This is a genomic window from Anaerostipes sp. 494a, assembly GCF_001940315.1.
GTDB classification, from domain to species: Bacteria; Bacillota; Clostridia; order Lachnospirales; family Lachnospiraceae; genus Anaerostipes; species Anaerostipes faecalis.
In genome coordinates, this window is record NZ_MJIF01000001.1 from 1682029 (window position 1) to 1700892 (window position 18864).

At 37.4% G+C, this 18864-nt stretch carries 20 protein-coding genes and 1 riboswitch; of the genes, 13 read left to right on the plus strand and 7 right to left on the minus strand.

Annotation, left to right across the window (positions count from 1 at the left end; all coding sequences use genetic code 11):
• The first annotated feature begins 26 nt into the window (after nucleotides 1–26).
• The 9 genes from BHF70_RS12675 to BHF70_RS08485 all read left to right on the plus strand — a co-directional run bounded on the left by BHF70_RS12675 (nucleotide 27) and on the right by BHF70_RS08485 (nucleotide 8844).
• Entirely contained in the window at nucleotides 27–278 is a 252-nt protein-coding gene (locus BHF70_RS12675; RefSeq protein WP_009265526.1) for a hypothetical protein, read from the plus strand.
• A gap of 345 nt (nucleotides 279–623) precedes the next feature.
• The gene (locus BHF70_RS08450; protein ID WP_075759807.1) at nucleotides 624–1367 is read left to right on the plus strand and encodes an NEAT domain-containing protein; all 744 of its coding nucleotides are present in this window, start codon (nucleotides 624–626) and stop codon (nucleotides 1365–1367) included.
• 12 nt (nucleotides 1368–1379) lie between these two features.
• On the plus strand, nucleotides 1380–2195 hold the full coding sequence (locus BHF70_RS08455; protein WP_075759808.1) for a heme-binding Shp domain-containing protein: 816 nt from the start codon (nucleotides 1380–1382) through the stop codon (nucleotides 2193–2195).
• A complete protein-coding gene (gene isdE, locus BHF70_RS08460) occupies nucleotides 2182–3189 on the plus strand; it encodes a heme ABC transporter substrate-binding protein IsdE (RefSeq protein ID WP_442855742.1) in 1008 nt (335 codons plus the stop codon). The genes BHF70_RS08455 and isdE overlap by 14 nt, the downstream gene beginning before the upstream one ends.
• 13 nt (nucleotides 3190–3202) lie before the next feature.
• The gene (locus BHF70_RS08465) at nucleotides 3203–4258 is read left to right on the plus strand and encodes a FecCD family ABC transporter permease (RefSeq protein ID WP_075759809.1); all 1056 of its coding nucleotides are present in this window, start codon (nucleotides 3203–3205) and stop codon (nucleotides 4256–4258) included.
• Complete coding sequence (locus BHF70_RS08470) at nucleotides 4248–5036, plus strand: ABC transporter ATP-binding protein (RefSeq protein ID WP_242946360.1); 789 nt, start codon at nucleotides 4248–4250, stop codon at nucleotides 5034–5036. The genes BHF70_RS08465 and BHF70_RS08470 overlap by 11 nt, the downstream gene beginning before the upstream one ends.
• Nucleotides 5037–5045: 9 nt before the next feature.
• Complete coding sequence (locus tag BHF70_RS08475) at nucleotides 5046–5450, plus strand: YbaN family protein (RefSeq protein WP_075759810.1); 405 nt, start codon at nucleotides 5046–5048, stop codon at nucleotides 5448–5450.
• Complete coding sequence (locus tag BHF70_RS08480; protein WP_075759811.1) at nucleotides 5443–7179, plus strand: ABC transporter ATP-binding protein/permease; 1737 nt, start codon at nucleotides 5443–5445, stop codon at nucleotides 7177–7179. The genes BHF70_RS08475 and BHF70_RS08480 overlap by 8 nt, the downstream gene beginning before the upstream one ends.
• Before the next feature lie 33 nt (nucleotides 7180–7212).
• Complete coding sequence (locus BHF70_RS08485) at nucleotides 7213–8844, plus strand: amino acid ABC transporter ATP-binding/permease protein (RefSeq protein WP_075759812.1); 1632 nt, start codon at nucleotides 7213–7215, stop codon at nucleotides 8842–8844.
• 86 nt (nucleotides 8845–8930) lie between these two features.
• Here BHF70_RS08485 and pflB read toward each other — a convergent pair whose 3' ends face one another.
• The 3 genes from pflB to BHF70_RS08500 form a co-directional block, all read right to left on the minus strand.
• A complete protein-coding gene (pflB, locus tag BHF70_RS08490; RefSeq protein WP_075759813.1) occupies nucleotides 8931–11159 on the minus strand; it encodes a formate C-acetyltransferase in 2229 nt (742 codons plus the stop codon).
• Entirely contained in the window at nucleotides 11152–11871 is a 720-nt protein-coding gene (gene pflA / locus BHF70_RS08495) for a pyruvate formate-lyase-activating protein (protein WP_075759814.1), read from the minus strand. Before pflA ends, pflB begins: the two co-directional genes overlap by 8 nt.
• Nucleotides 11872–11989: 118 nt before the next feature.
• Nucleotides 11990–12072, minus strand: a riboswitch (ZMP/ZTP riboswitch).
• Nucleotides 12073–12136: 64 nt separating this feature from the next.
• Nucleotides 12137–12937 (minus strand): glycosyltransferase family 8 protein, encoded by an 801-nt coding sequence (locus BHF70_RS08500; RefSeq protein ID WP_075759815.1) that lies wholly within the window; start codon nucleotides 12935–12937, stop codon nucleotides 12137–12139.
• Nucleotides 12938–13039: 102 nt separating this feature from the next.
• On the opposite strand from BHF70_RS08500, the gene spoIIR reads away from it, so the two are divergent.
• Nucleotides 13040–13633 carry a stage II sporulation protein R gene (gene spoIIR / locus BHF70_RS08505; RefSeq protein ID WP_075759816.1) on the plus strand — a complete coding sequence of 198 codons (594 nt, stop codon included), beginning with the start codon at nucleotides 13040–13042 and terminating at the stop codon, nucleotides 13631–13633.
• A 66-nt stretch (nucleotides 13634–13699) separates the two neighbouring features.
• On the opposite strand, the gene BHF70_RS08510 is transcribed toward spoIIR, so the two are convergent.
• On the minus strand, nucleotides 13700–14230 hold the full coding sequence (locus BHF70_RS08510; protein ID WP_075759817.1) for a class I SAM-dependent methyltransferase: 531 nt from the start codon (nucleotides 14228–14230) through the stop codon (nucleotides 13700–13702).
• Between the two features lie 97 nt (nucleotides 14231–14327).
• Entirely contained in the window at nucleotides 14328–15272 is a 945-nt protein-coding gene (locus tag BHF70_RS08515; RefSeq protein WP_075759818.1) for an AEC family transporter, read from the minus strand.
• Nucleotides 15273–15539: 267 nt separating this feature from the next.
• Between BHF70_RS08515 and BHF70_RS12470 the strand changes: the two genes are divergently transcribed.
• The 3 genes from BHF70_RS12470 to BHF70_RS08525 are packed head-to-tail and all read left to right on the plus strand — an operon-like array spanning nucleotide 15540 to nucleotide 17998.
• Complete coding sequence (locus BHF70_RS12470; RefSeq protein WP_158024885.1) at nucleotides 15540–15707, plus strand: hypothetical protein; 168 nt, start codon at nucleotides 15540–15542, stop codon at nucleotides 15705–15707.
• Nucleotides 15708–15739: 32 nt separating this feature from the next.
• Nucleotides 15740–17227: a sodium:solute symporter family transporter gene (locus tag BHF70_RS08520; RefSeq protein ID WP_075759819.1), complete on the plus strand. Its 1488-nt coding sequence runs from the start codon at nucleotides 15740–15742 to the stop codon at nucleotides 17225–17227.
• A gap of 18 nt (nucleotides 17228–17245) precedes the next feature.
• Nucleotides 17246–17998, plus strand: a complete 753-nt coding sequence (locus BHF70_RS08525; protein WP_143249382.1) for a creatininase — start codon at nucleotides 17246–17248, stop codon at nucleotides 17996–17998.
• 75 nt (nucleotides 17999–18073) lie between these two features.
• On the opposite strand, the gene BHF70_RS13120 is transcribed toward BHF70_RS08525, so the two are convergent.
• On the minus strand, nucleotides 18074–18331 hold the full coding sequence (locus BHF70_RS13120; RefSeq protein WP_075759820.1) for an EamA family transporter: 258 nt from the start codon (nucleotides 18329–18331) through the stop codon (nucleotides 18074–18076).
• Nucleotides 18298–18825 (minus strand): DMT family transporter, encoded by a 528-nt coding sequence (locus tag BHF70_RS08535; RefSeq protein ID WP_075759821.1) that lies wholly within the window; start codon nucleotides 18823–18825, stop codon nucleotides 18298–18300. Before BHF70_RS08535 ends, BHF70_RS13120 begins: the two co-directional genes overlap by 34 nt.
• Nucleotides 18826–18864: the final 39 nt, after the last annotated feature.

Sequence of the window (18864 nt, forward strand, 5' to 3'; positions counted from 1 at the left end):
TTTTGCAACAGGAGATATGGGCCAAGATGATCTTTTATAACTTTACGACCACGATCACCCAACATTTGCGATATAAAAGAGATCGTGGAAAGTATCAATATAAGCCGAATATGACCAATGCACTCCAAATGTGCAAGGACTATCTCCGAAATGCAAAAACTCCAAATGATGTAGAAGGACATATATTAATGGAAATGACTCCGATCAGGGATGGACGATCGTTTAAACGAGATAAGTCCAGACATCAGAGTGTTTTTACCACTTTCAGACACAACTAACATCAACTTTAATATAATCTTTTTGTAGGCAGAAATCAATCTGTCTTTTTGGAATGCAGAAAATAAAAATCTCACCAACAGGCATAATGAATATCTGTTGATGAGATAACAATACTGATTCTTAACTTAATGACATTGCAGCTTGATTGGGATACATTAAAGCAAATCAGCACGGAAATACCAGAAGATATGAAAGAAGAGGAAGAAGATTCAACAGATAAAGATAGTCTTTAAAACAGCAGTACAGACAGCAGTAAAAACACCAGTACAAGCAGTAGTAAAAACACCAGTGACAAGCTGGATGTAAATAATTTAAAAGATGGAATATACTCTGTTTCTGGGCAGATGCTGAAAATAGACAAAGAAACCAGGTCCATGGCAAATGAGGCAGTTGGACATACCATTAAATTAGCAGTAAAAAAAGGAAAATATTATCTGACACTGGATTTTAAAGGTTTGGAGATTAATTCTCAGTTTGGATATTTAAGCAATTTAAAATATTTTATATCCGGATATTCTCTGGATCAATATGGAGCACCAAAAGGATCGGTAAAAGAAGTTAGCATAGATTCATATCAGAAAGATTCAGAAGGAAATCGTGTCAGGGATAGATTTGGAACAAATTATCCTGATAAAGTAACATTTCCATTAATAAAAGAAGCTTTGTCAGATGGATATGTTCCCCTTAAAGTATTTGTTCCAATTATGGAATCTATTTCTTCAGGAAGTGGAACCCAGCCTGTATTTTTGAAACTGGACTGGTCAACATTAAAATCCGTAACAGGTGAATCGGTATTCAAAGATACGGATACTACAAGGAAAGGTTTATCTTCTGGTGGTCTGGGAAGTTCTTCTTTAATTGCAGGAACAGGAAATTTAAAAGCACCGCTATCTTCTGAAACAATAATCGGGGATACTCAGGATATGTTGAAAAGCAGTGATAATTCACAAAGTATCATAGAAATTTCAGAATCAAATACTGTCAGTACAGAGGAAGGCGAGACACCAAATGCTGCATCGTCTGTCATCAGTATTTTAGTATCGTTGGCAGGAATGTTTTATAAAGGAAAAAGCAGAGGCGTGTTTTAATGGAGGAAGGTTATGAAACCAGGAAATATAGCACTAAAGTTTTTTACAGGAATTCTGGTAGTAATGTTGTTTACAGGTATGTGGACGGATGCTTCAGTGATTATTAAAGCAGCTGGCGGAAATGTGTATACATGTAAAATCACTCCCAGTTATAAGCATCCGGTTACAGGGAAAATAGAAGATTCCGGAGGTTCTTCTTCCTATGCTACCGGTCAGGGAATGGTAGAAGGTGCAGTAGCCTCCCAGGGGCTTCTTGAAGCGGCAGACAGTGGAGAATATTATCTGAATGTCCGTATGAGTCTGGTGGATTACACCAGCAACCACAGTTTTTCTGTACAGAAAAGAGGAAGCACCGGCTGGTCCAAAGCAGCCATGGCAGTCACTGCCAATGGAAAGGATGATAACGGAAAGACCGCCGATATTTGTGTTCAGGTTCCTGATAAAGATTGTATTGTACGCTGTTCCATGTATGTAGAGCCGATGGGAAGAAATGTGATTTTCTACTTTTATCCAGGTGATTTTTCTCAGGGAAACAATTCTGGTATAAAAGCAACCATGGTAACAGAGGAATCTCAGAAAAATCAGATAGCAGAAAGTACGGAAGATTCCAATCTGGAAAATGCACAGGGATTGAGTTTATCTACCAGGTCCGAAATGACAAGTAGTAAAAAGAAAGATGAAAGCAGGTTAGGAGAAATGGGAAAAGGAATAGTGATACTGACCACTTCCATCTCCTTGTCAGGCTTGATTTTACTGGCAGCAGGAGCAGGAATTGTATATTACTATCGAAAAAACTGGAATCGGTGGAGTGACTATGATGATGAATAAAAAATACATAGGAAAAATAAATATCCTTTGTCTTTTATGTATTACTTCTTTGTTATTTAGCGGCTGTGTCAATCAGCATCCTGAAGATCAAGGCAACAGTAAAACCAAAACGGAAATTGTCAACATTGACACTATGCTGGAAATCACAGATCCTGAAGAAAAAGCGGCTGTGGAAGCTGCCAGGGCAAAAGTTGCAGCCATGAATAAGGAACCGAGAATTATAGCAACATCTCCTGCCACAGCAGATATTTGTGACAAATTGGGGCTTAATCTGGTGGGTGTCTGTAAAAGCTCTGTATCTGATATTCCAAAACGTTATAAAAAAGTAAAAAAGATTGGAACAGCCATGAGTCCGGATATGGAAATTGTAGCATCCCTGTCACCAGACTGGATATTGGGCCCTTCCTCTCTGCAGGAAGATCTGCAGCCTAAATACGAAGAAATAAATACAGAGTGGGCATTTTTAAATCTGAAAAGTGTGCAGGGTATGTATCGTTCCATTCAGGAATTAGGTGTTATTTTTGGAAAAGAAGATAAAGCTCAGAAATTAGTGGACCAGTTTTCTAGGTTTTATAAAAGTTATCAGAATAAAAACAAAGAAAGAAAATCACCGAAAGTGCTGATTTTGATGGGACTGCCCGGAAGTTATGTGATTGCTATGCCAAATTCCTATGTAGGAAGTTTAGTAGAATTGGCAGGTGGAGAAAATGTATATTCTGATAACAGTCAGGAATTTTTGACGGTAAATACGGAAGATATGAAGAAAAAAGAACCGGATGTGATCCTTCGTGCGGCACATGCTCTGCCAGATCAGGTAATTAAAATGTTTCAAAAAGATTTTGAAACCAATGATGTTTGGAAACACTTTGATGCAGTGAAAAATAAACGGGTACACGATTTAACCTATGACAGATTTGGTATGAGTGCCACATTTAATTACCCGGAAGCACTAGAAGAATTACAGCCACTTTTATATCCGGAAAATGAGTCATAATCAGGAGGAAAAGATGAATATAGTAAAAATTCTTAAACTTGAACCAGACGAGAAAAAGAATGGAGATCAGATTCGGAAACATAAAAAAAGGGTGCGTGCAGTTTTCTCTTTTGCAATTATGATTCTATTATTGATTGTTTTATTTTTTACGGCCATTAATATTGGAAGCCTTCAGGTTGGATTTGGAGAATTAATGGAAGGATTATTTATAAAATATAATGCCAATGTGGCAACTATTTATGATCTGCGTTTTCCCAGAATTGTCATATCTATTCTTGCAGGTGCAGCAGTTGTTGTCTCTGGAGTTTTATTTCAGGCGGTACTTAAAAACCCCCTGGCTGATCCTGGTATTATCGGGATTTCCAGCGGTGCAGGTTTTGCGGCAGTACTGATTACGGCATTTGCACCAGCTCTATACTTTTTTACGCCTCTTGCAGCATTTCTAGGTGGAGTTATAGCATTCTTCCTTGTGTACTGTTTGTCCTGGAAAGGAGGACTTAGTCCTTTACGTATTATTTTGACTGGTGTGGCAGTAAATGCTTTTTTTACAGGGCTTGCAAGTACATTAAAATCCATGGCCGGGGGAGATAGAACTGGTGCGGCAGCAATTGTAGAAGCCAATATTACCCAGAAAACATGGGATGATGTAACTGTATTATTTCCTTATGTAGCTGCCGGGTTATTTTTAGCACTTTTATTCAGTGGAGAATGTAATCTCCTTTCTCTGGAAGATAAAACTGCAAGAGGATTAGGACTGAATGTAAATGTTACAAGAATAATTATTTCACTGGTAGCTGTATTACTTGCAGGTATTTCAACTGCCATTGCAGGAGCCATTAGTTTTCTCGGTCTGATCGTACCTCATATCGGAAGGATTCTGGTAGGAAGTGACCATAAGGTACTGATACCGTTTTCAGCATTATCAGGTGCTTTTACATTTTTGCTGGCAGATACCATTGGAAGAACCATTGCTACGCCTTATGAGGTCAGTGCAGCTGTTATTATGAGTGTTATTGGCGGTCCGTTTTTCATTATTTTACTAAGGGGGTCCCGAAAATATGCAGGATAATCAATTGGAAAAACCAGCAATGGAGGTAAAGAATTTATCTTTTGCCTATGGAAAAAATAGAATTTTAAAAAATATTTCCCTGAAAATTCAGGAAGGAAAAATAACAACGATTATGGGTGCAAATGGATGTGGAAAATCTACATTATTCTCTTTAATGACGAAGAATGTGGTACCGGGAAAAGGAAAGATACTTCTCCATGGAAGAAATATCAGGAATCTGCGGTTAACAGAGCTTGCCAAAAAAATTGCAATTGTGCACCAGTATAACTCTGCAGCGGATGATATTACTGTAGAGCGTTTAATTTCTTATGGCCGGACACCGTATATGAAAATGCTTGCTGGACGCAGGGAAGAAGATACCCGTCTGATTGAATGGGCAATGGAAGTTACTGATTTAACAGAATACCGCCATCGTGAGGTTAGCAGACTGTCCGGTGGGCAGAGACAGCGGGTATGGATTGCAATGGCTTTAACGCAGAATACAAAAATTCTGTTTTTAGATGAACCTACAACTTATCTGGATATCAGGTATCAGCTGGAAATCCTGCAATTGATTAGAAAGCTGAATCAGGAATATGGAATTACCATTATTATGATTCTTCATGATATTAATCAGGCAATTCATTTCTCGGATCAGGTAATCGGGTTAAAGGATGGAAATGTTGTGGTGGATGGAAATCCGGATCAGGTGATTACCACCGATAGTCTCCGTCAGTTATATGGAATTGATCTAAATATTGCCACAGTAAATAATCAGAAATTTGTATTAACATTATAAGGAGAAAAAATGAAAAGAAATCCATTGAAAATTATATGGCTTTTAGCTGGATTTTTGTGTCTTGCACTTGGAACTATGGGGATTGTTCTGCCTATTTTTCCAACGGTGCCTTTTTATATGGCTACAGTATTTTGTTTTGCAAAAAGCTCTAAAAGATTGCACCATTGGTTTTTGGGAACCGATTTGTATAAGAAGCATTTAGAAAGTTTTGTGAAGAGAAGAGAAATGACTATGAAAGCAAAAGCCACAATTGTGGGAACTGTTACGGTTGTTATGGCAATAGGTTTTTTTATGATGAAAAATGTTCCTGCTGGAAGAATTTGTTTAAGTATTGTCTGGGTGTGCCATGTTTTATATTTCTTTTCGGGAGTCAAAACTTTGAAAACAACAGAAGGGAAGACAATATATGATTAAGACAAGACTGGTGAAGCTGTTGGCTCATGCTAAAAAATATATTTTTTACAATGTTTTATGGCAATGGCTTGCACTTCTGGGACAAATAGCAGCGGTAGTTTCTATTGCTGCTTTATTAGAGGAAGTTATTGAGAAAAATGTGGACGTTAAAACGATATCAGTGACAGGCATTGTTTTAATTGCAGCAATCCTGCTGCGATTCCTTTGTGACTATATGTCTGTAAGAGCATCTCATAAGGCAAGTGCAGATGTGAAAAGGATTTTAAGAGAGAAGATATATGAAAAACTTCTTCGGCTTGGAGTTTCCTATCGAGAGCAGGTTTCCACATCGGAAGTTGTGCAGATGTGTGCAGAGGGAGTGGAGCAGCTGGAAATCTATTTTGGGAAATATCTGCCTCAGTTATTTTACGGTCTTCTGGCACCTGTAACATTGTTTGTGATTCTGGCATTTTTCAATTTGAAAGCCAGCGTTGTTCTGCTGATTTGCGTGCCATTGATTCCTGTCTCCATTGTGGCAGTTCAGAAGATTGCCAAAAGGCTGTTAAATAAATACTGGAGTGTATATACAGGACTTGGAGACAGCTTTTTGGAAAATCTTCAAGGTCTTACAACTTTAAAAATTTATCAGGCTGATAAACAGAAGGCAGAAGAAATGGATCAGGAAGCACAGAAGTTTCGGACCATCACGATGAAAGTGCTGACCATGCAGCTGAATTCAACCAGTGTTATGGACATTGTGGCATATGGAGGAGCAGCAATTGGCATGATTGTGGCAGCCACCGAATTTTTAAACGGGAATTTAAGTTTTGCTGGAACATTAAGTATTATTTTGCTGGCATCAGAATTTTTTATTCCATTGAGACTGCTTGGCTCATTTTTCCATATTGCTATGAATGGGATGGCGGCCAGTGATAAAATTTTTCATCTGCTGGATCTGGAAGAACCGGTTTTAGGAGAAGAAGATCTGACGGATGCGATTAAAGAGATAAGATTTGACAATGTATCTTTTGCCTATGAGACAGACCGAATGATTTTAAGAAATATCAATTTAACTTTACCAGAGGGAAATTTTGTTTCTCTGGTAGGGGAATCCGGATGTGGGAAAAGCACTATTACCGGGCTTTTGACAGGAAAAAACCGGAATTATCAGGGGAATATTTTAATTAATGGAACACCTGTTTCTAAATTAAAAGAGTCAGAAATTATGCAGAAAATTACACTGGTGAAGCATAACAGCTACCTGTTTAAAGGTACAGTAGAAGAAAATCTTCAAATGGCAAAACGGGATGCAACAAAAAAAGAAATGGAAACTGTTTTGAAAAAAGTAAATCTGCTTGATTTCCTGAATACACAGGAAGGATTGCAGACAAAGCTTTTGGAGCGGGCAGAGAATTTTTCCGGTGGACAGCGTCAGCGACTGGCTATGGCAAGAGCACTTCTGCATGATACGCCAGTGTACATATTTGATGAAGCAACTTCCAATATTGATGCAGAAAGTGAAGAAATGATAATGAATGTTATTTATCAGCTGGCAAAAACAAAAACTGTTCTGCTGATCTCACACCGATTGTCTAATGTAACTGGATCAGACTGTATTTATATGCTGTCAGAAGGGGAAATCAGAGAAACAGGAACCCATGAACAGCTAATGAAAATGCAGGGGAAATATCAGCATCTGTATAACAGCCAGCAGGCGTTAGAAAACTATGGAAAGGTGGCACATCTATGAAAAAGGAAAGGAAGAAGAAGCACTATAAAGATCATGGCGCAATTAATCGGATTGGTTTATCCGCTTCTTCACATTATGCTGGCAGCGGTCATATTTGGTGTTGCAGGATATCTGTGTGCTATTTTTCTTACGATTTTTGCAGGACAGGTACTGGTAGACGGATTTGGTACAGAATCTGTGATCCGGTTATTTGGAATTATGGTTTTGGCAGCGGTTCTTCGTGGAATGCTTCATTACATTGAACAATACTGTAATCATTTTATTGCATTTAAATTGCTGGCAATTATCCGTCATAAAGTATTTGCTGCATTGAGAAAACTATGTCCGGCTAAATTAGATGGAAGAGATAAAGGAAATTTGATTTCTATTATTACTACTGATATTGAATTACTGGAAGTATTTTATGCTCACACGATTTCACCAATTGCAATTGCATTGATTACATCTGTTATTATGGTCGTTTTCATTGGAAGTTATCATTTGCAGGCAGGATTGTTTGCGCTGGCAGCCTATTTTGCTGTGGGAGTTATTGTGCCTGCGTGGAACGGGAAGCGCGGGGGTATGAAAGGAATGGAATTTCGTACCCGATTTGGAGAATTAAATAGTTTTGTACTGGATTCTCTTAGAGGTTTAGATGAAACTATTCAATACGGACAGGGAAAAATCAGAGAATGTCAGATGACAGAACGTTCAGAAAAACTGACCAGTATGCAGAAGGATTTGAGCAAAATGGAAGGTGTACAAAGGTCATTGACAAATTTACTGATTTTGTTATGTTCTTTTGGAATGCTGTTTTTTACCTTATCTTTATATCAAAATGGGGAAATGAATATAGATGGAGTTCTGACCTGCACAATTGCGATGATGGGATCTTTCGGACCTGTAGTTGCATTGTCCAGTCTTTCTAATAATCTGAATCAGACTTTGGCAAGTGGAGAAAGGGTTCTTTCTCTATTGGAAGAAGAACCGGTCGTAGAGGAGATACCGGGAGAAGACAGGCAGCCCGAAGAATTTTGTGGTGCAGAAATAGAACATGTATCTTTTGCATATGAAAATGACCGGATTTTAAATGATTATTCTCTTACTATGGAACCTGGAAAAATTGTTGGTATTCATGGAGTGAGCGGTTCCGGGAAATCCACGTTGCTGAAGCTTTTAATGCGGTTCTGGGAAGCAGATAAAGGAAATGTTCTGGTATCAGGACAAAATGTAAAAGAAATTCCAACAAAAAATCTTAGGGATACCCAATCTTATGTGACGCAGGAAACCCATGTATTTCATGACTCTATTGCAAATAACATTGCAATCGGAAAGCCTAGAGCCTCCAGAGAGGAAATTATAGAGGCAGCAAAAAAGGCTTCGATTCATGATTTTATTGCATCTTTGCCAGAAGGTTACGACACAAAAGTAGGAGAACTGGGAGATTCATTGTCTGGAGGAGAAAAGCAGAGAATTGGAATTGCAAGAGCATTTCTTCATGATGCACCAATGCTTTTGCTGGATGAACCAACCAGTAATCTGGATTCTTTAAATGAAGGAATTGTCCTGAAATCTTTAGAAGAATCTTGTAAGGAAAAAACAGTTGTCTTAGTATCTCATCGAAAGTCAACCATGAGTATTGCAGATAAAGTTTTTCATATGTCTGTAGGACAAAAAAATAAATAATACATGAAAACAGCCGGCAATAAAAAATATCGCCGGCTGTTTTCTACTATATAGTTATTAAAAAAGGAAATTAGCATTAATAAAAATTACATACTCTGATGGAAAGTTCTGCTGATTACTTCTTCCTGTTGTTCTCTAGATAAACGATTGAAGTTTACAGCATATCCAGATACACGAATGGTCAGTGTCGGATATTTTTCTGGATGATCCATGGCATCAATTAATGTTTCTCTATTTAATACATTTACGTTTAAATGATGTGCACCCTGTACAAAATAACCATCCAGGATGGCTGTTAAGTTTTCTTCTCTCTGTTCCTGAGATTTTCCAAGAGCATCTGGAACAATAGAAAATGTATTGGATACCCCATCCTGACATACACTGCGGTAAGGAATTTTGGCAACAGAGTTTAAAGATGCCAGAGCACCGTTTTTATCACGTCCATGCATTGGATTTGCTCCTGGTGCTAAAGGCTCTCCTAATTTACGTCCATCTGGAGTTGTACCTGTCTTTTTGCCATACATAACATTAGAAGTAATGGTAAGCGCAGATAATGTATGGATTGCATTTCTGTATACCGGATGTTTCTTTAATTGGTCAGAGAATGTTGTAACAATGTCTACAGCTAAATCATCTGCACGTTCATCATCATTTCCGTACTTTGGAAATTCTCCTATGGTCTCAAAATCCACAGCAATACCATCTTCGTTACGAATAGGTTTTACAGTTGCATATCTGATTGCAGATAATGAGTCTGCAGCAATAGATAATCCGGCAATACCATATGCCGCAATTCGTTCCATATGCGTATCATGAAGAGCAAACTGGCTTGCTTCATAGGCATATTTATCATGCATGTAGTGAATGATATTAACGGTATCTACATATAATTCAGCAACATATGCCAATACTTTTCTGTAGTTTTCCATTACTTTATCATAATCCAGAATCTCATCGGTAATCGGTTCAATTCCAGGGACAACTTCCGTACCATATCTCTCATCTTTTCCACCATTAATAGCATATAGAAGAGACTTGGCAAGGTTGCATCTGGCACCAAATAACTGTGTCTGTTTTCCTACTTTCATTGCTGATACACAACATGCAATAGCATAGTCGTCACCGTAAACAGGACGCATAATATCATCATTTTCATACTGAATAGAATCTGTATCAATTGAGACTTTAGAGCAGAAGCGTTTAAAGTTTTCCGGTAATTTCTCAGACCAGAGTACTGTCAGATTCGGTTCAGGTGCTGTTCCGAGATTATATAATGTGTGAAGGTAACGGAAAGAATTTTTAGTTACAAGAGGTTTTCCGTTGACTCCAACACCTCCAATGGATTCTGTTACCCATGTTGGATCTCCGCCAAATAACTCATTATATTCAGGTGTTCTTAAATGACGTACCAGACGAAGTTTAATGATAAACTGATCTACAAGTTCCTGAGCTTCGGCCTCAGTAATGATACCCTTTTGAAGATCTCTTTCAATATAGATATCAAGAAAAGTAGAAGTACGTCCAAGAGATGTTGCAGCACCGTTGTTTTCTTTGATTCCTGCAAGGTATCCCATATAAGTTGCCTGTATAGCTTCTTTTGCACTGGAGGCAGGTTTTGAAATATCAACCCCATAAGAAGCGGCCATTTCCTTGATTGCTCCAAGAGCACGAATCTGTTCAGATACTTCTTCTCTTAAACGGATACGTTCCTCTGTCATCTGACCGTCCAGTTCAGCCAGATCTTTTTTCTTTTCTTCTACTAAATAATCAATTCCGTATAATGCCACCCGGCGGTAATCACCAATGATACGTCCACGGCCATATGCATCCGGAAGACCGGTTAATAATCCGGCATGTCTTGCCTTTCTGGTTCTTTCAGGGTAAGCATCAAATACTCCTTCATTATGAGTTTTACGATACTCATCAAAATGTTTGTCGATTTCCTGGTTTAATTTATAGCCGTACTGTTCCAGAGAACTTTTTGCCATTCTTTTTCCACCGTACATATTTACCATACGTTTTAAAGGTGCATCGGTCTGTAATCCGACAATAACCTCGTTTTCTTTATCAATATATCCGGGTTTGAAGTTTGTGATGCCGGAAATAATGTCTGTTTCTACATCAAGAATACCTTTTTTCATTTCTTCCAGAAGCAGTTTTTCGCATTTATCCCAGACCTTTTTTGTTTTTTCAGTAGGTCCGACTAAAAACGAATCATCTCCAGTGTATAAGGTATAGTTTTTCTGAATGAAATCTCTAACATTAATTTCTTTATTCCATTTTCCTTCTCTAAATCCATTCCATTGGCTAAGCATGATCATATCCTCCAAAATATTTTGATTGTAAATCCATTGTTTTTTCTTTATCCATTGCAGGAACTCCATCTAAAGAGTAAGGAATTCCCATAACTTCATATTTGTTTTTGCCAAGCAGGTGGTACGGCAGCAGTTCGACTTTCTCAACATTTGGTATGGTGCTGATATAAGTTTTAAGATTTTCCATATGCTCCTGGCTGTCTGTGATTCCAGGAACAACAACATGGCGAATCCAGATAGGTGTTTCGGATTTTTCCAGTGCTGATAAAAATTCCTGAAATCGATCCATGGTGCGTCCTGTCATTTGTTTGTAATCAGTTTCGCTGACATGTTTCAAATCAAGAAGCACCAGATCTGTATACTCAAGAATTTCATCGTAACTGCCCATTCCATAGCCTGCAGTATCAATACAGGTATGAATATTTTCCTGTTTACAAAGTTTCAAAGTTTCCAATAGAAAATCCGGCTGCATTAGAGGCTCTCCTCCTGAAAAAGTAACTCCGCCGGTATTTTTGAAATAGGGTTTGAAACGAGATATTTTTTTTACAAGTGTCTCAGGGTCAGTAATTTCACCACTGCTAAATTCCCATGTATCAGGATTGTGGCAAAACCGGCATCTTAAAGAACATCCTTGAAAAAATATAACCGTTCGAATCCCCGGTCCATCTACCAATCCCATGGATTCCATAGAATGGACTCTGCCAACTGTCATATTTGACCTCCTTATATAAAATAAAATTTTAAGAAACAATGCCTGGAAAATGTGTATGAAAGATACGTCTGATGTGACTTTAGATATTGCTGATAAAATAAAAAAGCCGCACCTCCAGGCAGATTGCCCAGACGGTCGGCTTGTTAATGATCATACTTCATGTGGTTGATTCCACTGATTCCGTCAGTCATATGACCTTGTATTCATAAAATACTACAGGGGGATAGTCTTCGTCAACCCCTATTTTAAAAAAAGTAATGACAATTTATAGCATATCCTGTTCCATTTCATGATAAAAAATATCCAGATTTCCTACATAGTCTTTTTTCCATGGCTTATTTTTTCCGTAGTAATGGATGATCACAGCATTGTTTCTAACCCAGTCAAGAGATTTATCTGTAAGAACTCCAGTCATATGGTGGGTCAGTAAATATTTTTCTCCAAGATTATAGATGGAGGCATCCACAAGTTTGGTCTGGTTTCCATAAAGAGCCGTAAAAACATCCTGATCTGGAAGAAGAAGCCTCATTTTATTTTCTTTGATAAAAGAATGAATGTTATTCTGATTATGTTCCTGTCTTAACTTTTTAAGATTCATCAGCAGAACACCAGTGTTTATATAAGGAGTGTCCTCTTCTAAACTTAAGCGATGTTCATTTAGTTTACTGAAAAATTTCTGTACATGGGTGGTTGCCACAAAGATATGATTGTCAAAATCTATATGATACAACTGATCCAGCGGATTGATAATAATCATATCAGGATCCAGATAGAGAATTCTGTCAAGATTATCAGGAAGGAGTTCTGCAGCAAACAAACGGAAGTACATTTCAACGGGATAGCGCTTGGATGTTGGACAATCCTTTAGATAAGATTCAGGAAACGGAAGAAATGTCATCTGATATCCAGAAACAGAATGTGCAAGGATATCCTGGTTCTCCCATGTAAGGTTCTGGTAGATTATATAAAAATGGATCTGGGAAGATGGATTGGATTTTATAATAGAATGCAGCATGACAGTACAGGGACGTACATAGTTGTCGTTGAGAGTAAGCAAGATATTCATAAGTTGACCTCCTATAAATGATAAGATAATTCTAACATTTTTCTATAAAAAATTAATGAACTGGATATGAATAAAAACTAAAAAAAAGGGCATCTTCTAGTCATGAAGAAAAAAAAGATGTTTGCCGGAATGGCAGTGATAGGAATAATCCTGACCGCCGGTATTTGGAAATGGAATTATTCTCAGACAAAAATCAAAGAATGTCTAAGAGATAACATTATAAGATTTCATATCCGGGCAAAAAGTGATGATGAAAAGGATCAGAGAAATAAACTTTCTGTTCGAGATGCAGTCATTGCCTACATGAGCCCTTATATGGAAAATGCCAGAACAAAAGAAGAAGCAGTCAGAATCATTAAAGAAAACAGGAAAGGAATAGAAAAGACAGCTAATAAAGTATTAAGACAGTGTGGAGAAAAAGCTAAAGTGAATGTCTATCTGACCACGGAAGAATTTCCTAAGATCAATTATGGAAGTTATGAATTTCCGGAAGGAATCTATGATGCTCTGCGAATTGATATCGGAAAGGCGCAGGGACATAACTGGTGGTGTGTTATGTTTCCTGATTTATGTGTTACAAAGGATGATGAAATGGAAATTAACCAGAAAGCTAAAAAAAAGATGAAAAAACTTTTAGGAGAAAAGACAGTAAAATCTCTGGAAAATCATTCATATTTTCAATGGCTGTGGAAATAAAAAAGAACGATAAGAAAATCGTTCTTTTTTGTTACAGGAAAAATTGAAGCGTACCTGTCCGCTTTTCTATAATGGTTTTTTTGCTGAAATAAGAAGCAGCTTTTTTTTCTTATATACCCGGAATTTGGTCAGACCGGCCTGTTTGAAATAATCCAGAATCTCATAGGTTGAATGATATTTGTTCTTTTTAGAAGGAATAATATAAGACGGAATATTACAAATCAGTCGAATGAATTCAGGCAAGGCGATTTCGCCGATATAAAGTCTTCCACCAGGTGCCAGAACACGGGCAGCTTCTTCGATAAATTTTTGAGGATTTTCAAACTTGTGGAAATCATCACATACAGTAATGATGCGGAACATATCATCATCAAAAGCAAGAAAATCGCTATATCCAGTGTCAATATGCAGTTCAGGATATGTATCATTGGCAATTCTTACGGAATCCTCAGATGAATCTGTACCATAGCCTTCTGCGTCACGCCATTGGGTTAATTCGTACAAAAATGTTCCATCTCCACATCCAACATCCAGGATGTTATCTCCATCTCTGACACATATTTTTTTAATCATTTCATTTCGTAAAGCTTTTTTCATAAGAGACTCCTTTCGTACGATAGTAAAGTATTATGTACAACTTTTCAAGACCCGCTCGCGAGTCATCTCACATCTAATATATTATTATAACAGAAAATCAGATATATGAGAATATCCTTAAAAGATATACCCACATGGTTAGGCTGATAGATGAAAGTGCAGTTGCCAGTACAACAATACTGGAAGTAAGCACATGGTCATTGCCCATTTCTTTTGCCATGACATAACAGCTGACAGTGGTTGGAGAACCAAGCATGATTAAAATGGCAATCAGACCTTCGTTTCGGAAGCCAAGATAAATGGCCACAGGAAGGAACAGAGCCGGGAGAATCCATAATTTCGTAATAGTTGCGACAATTGTAGGCTTTATTTTTGCCAGGGCTTTTCGCCCTTCAAATCCTGCACCGACACAAAGCAGTGCCAATGGACTTGCCATAACTGCCACATTGTTAATACATTTATCAATCATAACTGGAAAATCCACACTGAAAAATGAAAAAGGAAGTCCAGCCAAGATTCCTAAAATAATCGGATTTTTTGCAATATTAATAAAAGCGGATTTGATGGACCCGGTGCCTTCTTTGCTATTTTCTCCGCGAAATGTTAAAACGATAACCGAATAAATGTTATATAAAGGAACACTGCCGACGATCATTAAAGGTCCCATGGTGGAATGACCGTAAATATTTTCAATAAATGCAATTCCAAGAATGGCGGCACTTCCCCGGAAAGAAGCCTGTACAAAGGCTCCTATAATTGATTTATCCTTGATAAATATTTCTGCAAGAAGCCAGATGCCCCAGAACATCAGAGAAGTTACGATCATACAGTAGAGAAAATATTTTAGCTGAAAAACTTCACGGATAGGTGCTCCTGAAATATCACGAAAAACAAGTACAGGCAAAGCGATGTTAAAAACAAATTTGTTTGCAGTTGAAATAAATGAATCGTTAAACCAGCCTTTATTTTTTAAAAACCATCCCAAAAAGATCAGAAAGAAAATCGGAATGGTAGAATTTAAACTAAAAATAAAATCACTCATTTGTAAAAAACCTCCTCGGGGATTATAGCATAAAAAGATTCAGTGTTAAAGAATGGATATGCAAGAACTTGTTGGTAATGGACAAGAATAGAAAAGAGATTTTGTACAGAAAAGATAAATTTAATGTATAATATTAAAGTTGGGTTGACTTATAGAAAGTAACGTGGATATAATGACAGCATCAAAAGAAAAACACATTCAATAAACAAAGGAGTTTATACAGAGATAATCTGTGTGAACTCCTTTTTTTGTTTTCAGCAGGAAAGGATGGGAAGCGTTATGATGACATGGCAGATTATGATGGGAGCACAGTTGATTTCAATGGCTGTTTCAACAGCAGTAGTAGTGGTATTTATGTTAAAAAAAGAACCATTAGATAAAGAAGTAACAAAAGTATCAAAAAATGGTGTATCTGCAGACACAATGACTGCATAGATGAAAATGTTTACTGAACAGGGAGGACAAAAATGACATTACAACAAACATCAGTGATTTTTTTCATAGGATTTTTAATATTTGTAGGATTGGTAGCGTTTATATCCGGTAAGTTAGGAAACAGAACTACCAGCGGATCAGCAGACGTAGATTATTATCTTGGAGGAAGAAGTACTCCAACAGTAGTACTGGCATTTTCATATGTAACGTCATCTATCAGTGCAGCCTGTTTTATGGGAGACCCTGGTATTATGTCGACGGTAGGGTGGCCTTATTACTGGGTTGTAATTGCAGTAATTCCAGGATTAATCATTCCGGCGGTTTTGCTTATGCCTAAAATGAGAATGCAGGCTGAAAAACTGGGATCTCTTACAATTCCGGAATATCTTGGGGATCGTTATAAAAGTGAGACTTTAAGATTGATTATTGCAGGGGTTATTTCTGTTTTTTACATATTTCCTCTGGTTGCACAGTTTAAAGGAGCAGCGGTATTACTGGAATCCTTTACTGGCATTTCATTTAAGGCAGGCCTTGCAATTATTTCTGTAGTTATTGTATTTTATGTTATTGTAGGTGGTTTAAAATCAGTGGCATGGACAGATTTTGTGCAGGGATTGCCAATGCTGGTAATCAGTGTAGTGCTGGTTGTACTGTCTCTGAAAGCAGTTGGAGGGTTTAATGGTCTGGAAATGAAACTTGCAGAGATTAATCCGGATATGCTGAATATTGTACAGGCAGAAGCATCTGATGCACAAATGTCTTTATCTGGAGTCATCGGTAACTTTATGTTCTGGTGTGTGATTTTTATCAGTCAGCCATATTTATGTTCAAGATTTCTTGCAATTCCAGATATCAAGAGAAAGACTATCGGTACATTTTTAATTACAGCTTTGATTTTAAGTTCTGTTTATAATAGTTTTTATCTTTGTGGACTGACAGGACGTGTATTATTCCCAGATGTTCCAGCAGATTATTTAACAGTAACCATGGCGAAAGAAATGCTTCCTACATGGGCAGCAGCACTAATGATGATTGGTATTTTTGCAGCAATGATGTCAACAGCAACATCTGTTCTTCTGGTAGTAGGGCAGGCCATCGGGCGTGATTTTTATTCAAAGACTATTAATAAAAATGCAACACCGGAACAGGAAGTTCTGGTTACAAGAATTGCGGTTATTGTAATTGCAGCAATTTGTTTTGGATTTAATTTCGTAAATCCGCCTGAATTTTTAAGTGTTGTACTATACCTTGGATTAAGCGGAATAGGATCATGTATTGGTGTTCCATTATTTTCAGCAATTATTTCACAAAAATCTACAAAAGAGGGAGCCATTGTTTCAGCCATTGCAGGTCCGGTTTCTTACCTGGTATTTAACTATGGTATGGCAATAAACTACTGGTTCTCATGTTTGTTAGCGATTCTGGTGTCAGCTATCTTTATGATTGGAATTTCAACATATATCAATCATAGTCAGAAAACTCAGAATGGATATAAAGCTTGTGTGGATCCAGTAAAATAGCAAGAAAGGAGACAGGAAATGTCATATTATATGCATGAAATTACATGGCCGGAATTTGAAAAAAAGAAAGATTCGGTTGTTATATTACCAATTGGAGCAACAGAACAGCATGCTCAGCATTTGCCTCTTTGCACAGATGCAAAAATAGCAGAAAAGTTTTCTCATTATCTGGCAGAGCAGATAGATGGAATTATTATGCCAACATTATCTTATGGATATAAATCCAAACCACTAAGCGGTGGCGGTCCATTGTTCCCTGGAACCATTGACTTAAATGGAAAAACAGTGATTGATATGGTATATGATGTCTTGATGGAACTGGTGAAAGATGGATTTACAAAAATATTTATCATGAATGCACATTTTGAAAATGAAGCATTTGTAGTAGAAGCTATGGATCTGGTTAACAGGGACACAAAAGGGGCGGCAACTATTGTCGAATCTAACTGGTGGGATCCAATGCCGGAAGATGTGATAGATAAAGTTTTTGATGAAGTCCCGTTTCCAGGCTGGGCGTTTGAACATGCAGCTGTAACGGAAACTTCTCTGATGATGTATTTTGCACCGGAACTGGTACACTTCGAACGTGCAGTAGAAGCACCTCCTACGGTGGCATTACCTTATTTCCGTTATCCGCTGTATAAAGGCGATGTACCGGAAAGCGGAGCTTTGGCAAGCAGTGTTTCATCCAGTGCAGAACGAGGCAAGATTATTGTTGACAGTGTAATACCGGAACTGGTGAAAATTTGTAAAAAAGAATTTGATATTTAAATAGAAAATAATATACAATACTGAGTTTCATTGTTTTTGATGAGACTCAGTATTTTTCATAACTGGCATATATTTTTAAATCTTACCCGTGTGATTTGCTAAATATGTTCCTGTTGTAGCCATAATTCCAGCTATCAGATATTTCCACTGGAAAGCTTCTCCCAGAATAATACACGAAAATACCACTCCGAAAACAGGAATGAACGCATTAAATATAGCTACCTTGCTGATAGGATGATTTGCAAGAAGAGAATTGTATACGCTGAAACTTATTGCTGAAATGAGTGTTAATGCAATAATCAGAACGATTCCAAGTACGGACAGATTCCACATTTTTGCAGGATAGATAAATATCCCGGTTCTACATTCATAAGTATTATTCCACCAAAACCCAGAATACACCCCATTGCTTTATATACCGTCATTCTGTCATCAGCAAAAATCATACATGAAAGAAGGATTAAAAAGAAACTTCCCATAGAGTCAATGATTGTATCTCTTGAGCTGGGAATATATCCTAAACCAATGTATGAAAATAGATAATGCAGGGATGTGTTAATAAGTGCAAATAATAACAGCCATCTCCAGATATTTTTATTTATACGACTCCTAGATACCAGCTTTTTTCCTGAAATAAGTAACACGAGTAATCCTGAGAAAAGGAAACGAATTCCAGCGAACAGGATCTTGCTGCCTAAATCATTGGCTTCAATTCCAAGTTCCCTATATCCAAGCTTAATAAACGGATATGCAAGTGCCCATAACAATGCACATAAAAGTGCAAGTACCGGCATCATTTTTTTATTTTTATATATTTCTGAACACATTTTTACATCCCCTTAAAAAAATACCAAATTTCAAGCTTC

Coding starts and splice junctions, on each gene's coding strand:
- BHF70_RS08510 (WP_075759817.1), bottom strand. CDS start 14,230: ATGAAAAAAGCTTTACGAAATGAAATGATTAAAAAAATATGTGTCAGA.
- BHF70_RS12470 (WP_158024885.1), top strand. CDS start 15,540: ATGGGAAGCGTTATGATGACATGGCAGATTATGATGGGAGCACAGTTG.
- BHF70_RS08515 (WP_075759818.1), bottom strand. CDS start 15,272: ATGAGTGATTTTATTTTTAGTTTAAATTCTACCATTCCGATTTTCTTT.
- BHF70_RS08475 (WP_075759810.1), top strand. CDS start 5,046: ATGAAAAGAAATCCATTGAAAATTATATGGCTTTTAGCTGGATTTTTG.
- BHF70_RS08520 (WP_075759819.1), top strand. CDS start 15,740: ATGACATTACAACAAACATCAGTGATTTTTTTCATAGGATTTTTAATA.
- spoIIR (WP_075759816.1), top strand. CDS start 13,040: ATGAAGAAAAAAAAGATGTTTGCCGGAATGGCAGTGATAGGAATAATC.
- isdE (WP_442855742.1), top strand. CDS start 2,182: ATGATGATGAATAAAAAATACATAGGAAAAATAAATATCCTTTGTCTT.
- pflA (WP_075759814.1), bottom strand. CDS start 11,871: ATGACAGTTGGCAGAGTCCATTCTATGGAATCCATGGGATTGGTAGAT.
- BHF70_RS12675 (WP_009265526.1), top strand. CDS start 27: ATGATCTTTTATAACTTTACGACCACGATCACCCAACATTTGCGATAT.
- BHF70_RS08525 (WP_143249382.1), top strand. CDS start 17,246: ATGTCATATTATATGCATGAAATTACATGGCCGGAATTTGAAAAAAAG.
- pflB (WP_075759813.1), bottom strand. CDS start 11,159: ATGCTTAGCCAATGGAATGGATTTAGAGAAGGAAAATGGAATAAAGAA.
- BHF70_RS13120 (WP_075759820.1), bottom strand. CDS start 18,331: ATGTGGAATCTGTCCGTACTTGGAATCGTTCTGATTATTGCATTAACA.
- BHF70_RS08470 (WP_242946360.1), top strand. CDS start 4,248: ATGCAGGATAATCAATTGGAAAAACCAGCAATGGAGGTAAAGAATTTA.
- BHF70_RS08535 (WP_075759821.1), bottom strand. CDS start 18,825: ATGTGTTCAGAAATATATAAAAATAAAAAAATGATGCCGGTACTTGCA.
- BHF70_RS08465 (WP_075759809.1), top strand. CDS start 3,203: ATGAATATAGTAAAAATTCTTAAACTTGAACCAGACGAGAAAAAGAAT.
- BHF70_RS08485 (WP_075759812.1), top strand. CDS start 7,213: ATGGCGCAATTAATCGGATTGGTTTATCCGCTTCTTCACATTATGCTG.
- BHF70_RS08455 (WP_075759808.1), top strand. CDS start 1,380: ATGAAACCAGGAAATATAGCACTAAAGTTTTTTACAGGAATTCTGGTA.
- BHF70_RS08450 (WP_075759807.1), top strand. CDS start 624: ATGCTGAAAATAGACAAAGAAACCAGGTCCATGGCAAATGAGGCAGTT.
- BHF70_RS08500 (WP_075759815.1), bottom strand. CDS start 12,937: ATGAATATCTTGCTTACTCTCAACGACAACTATGTACGTCCCTGTACT.
- BHF70_RS08480 (WP_075759811.1), top strand. CDS start 5,443: ATGATTAAGACAAGACTGGTGAAGCTGTTGGCTCATGCTAAAAAATAT.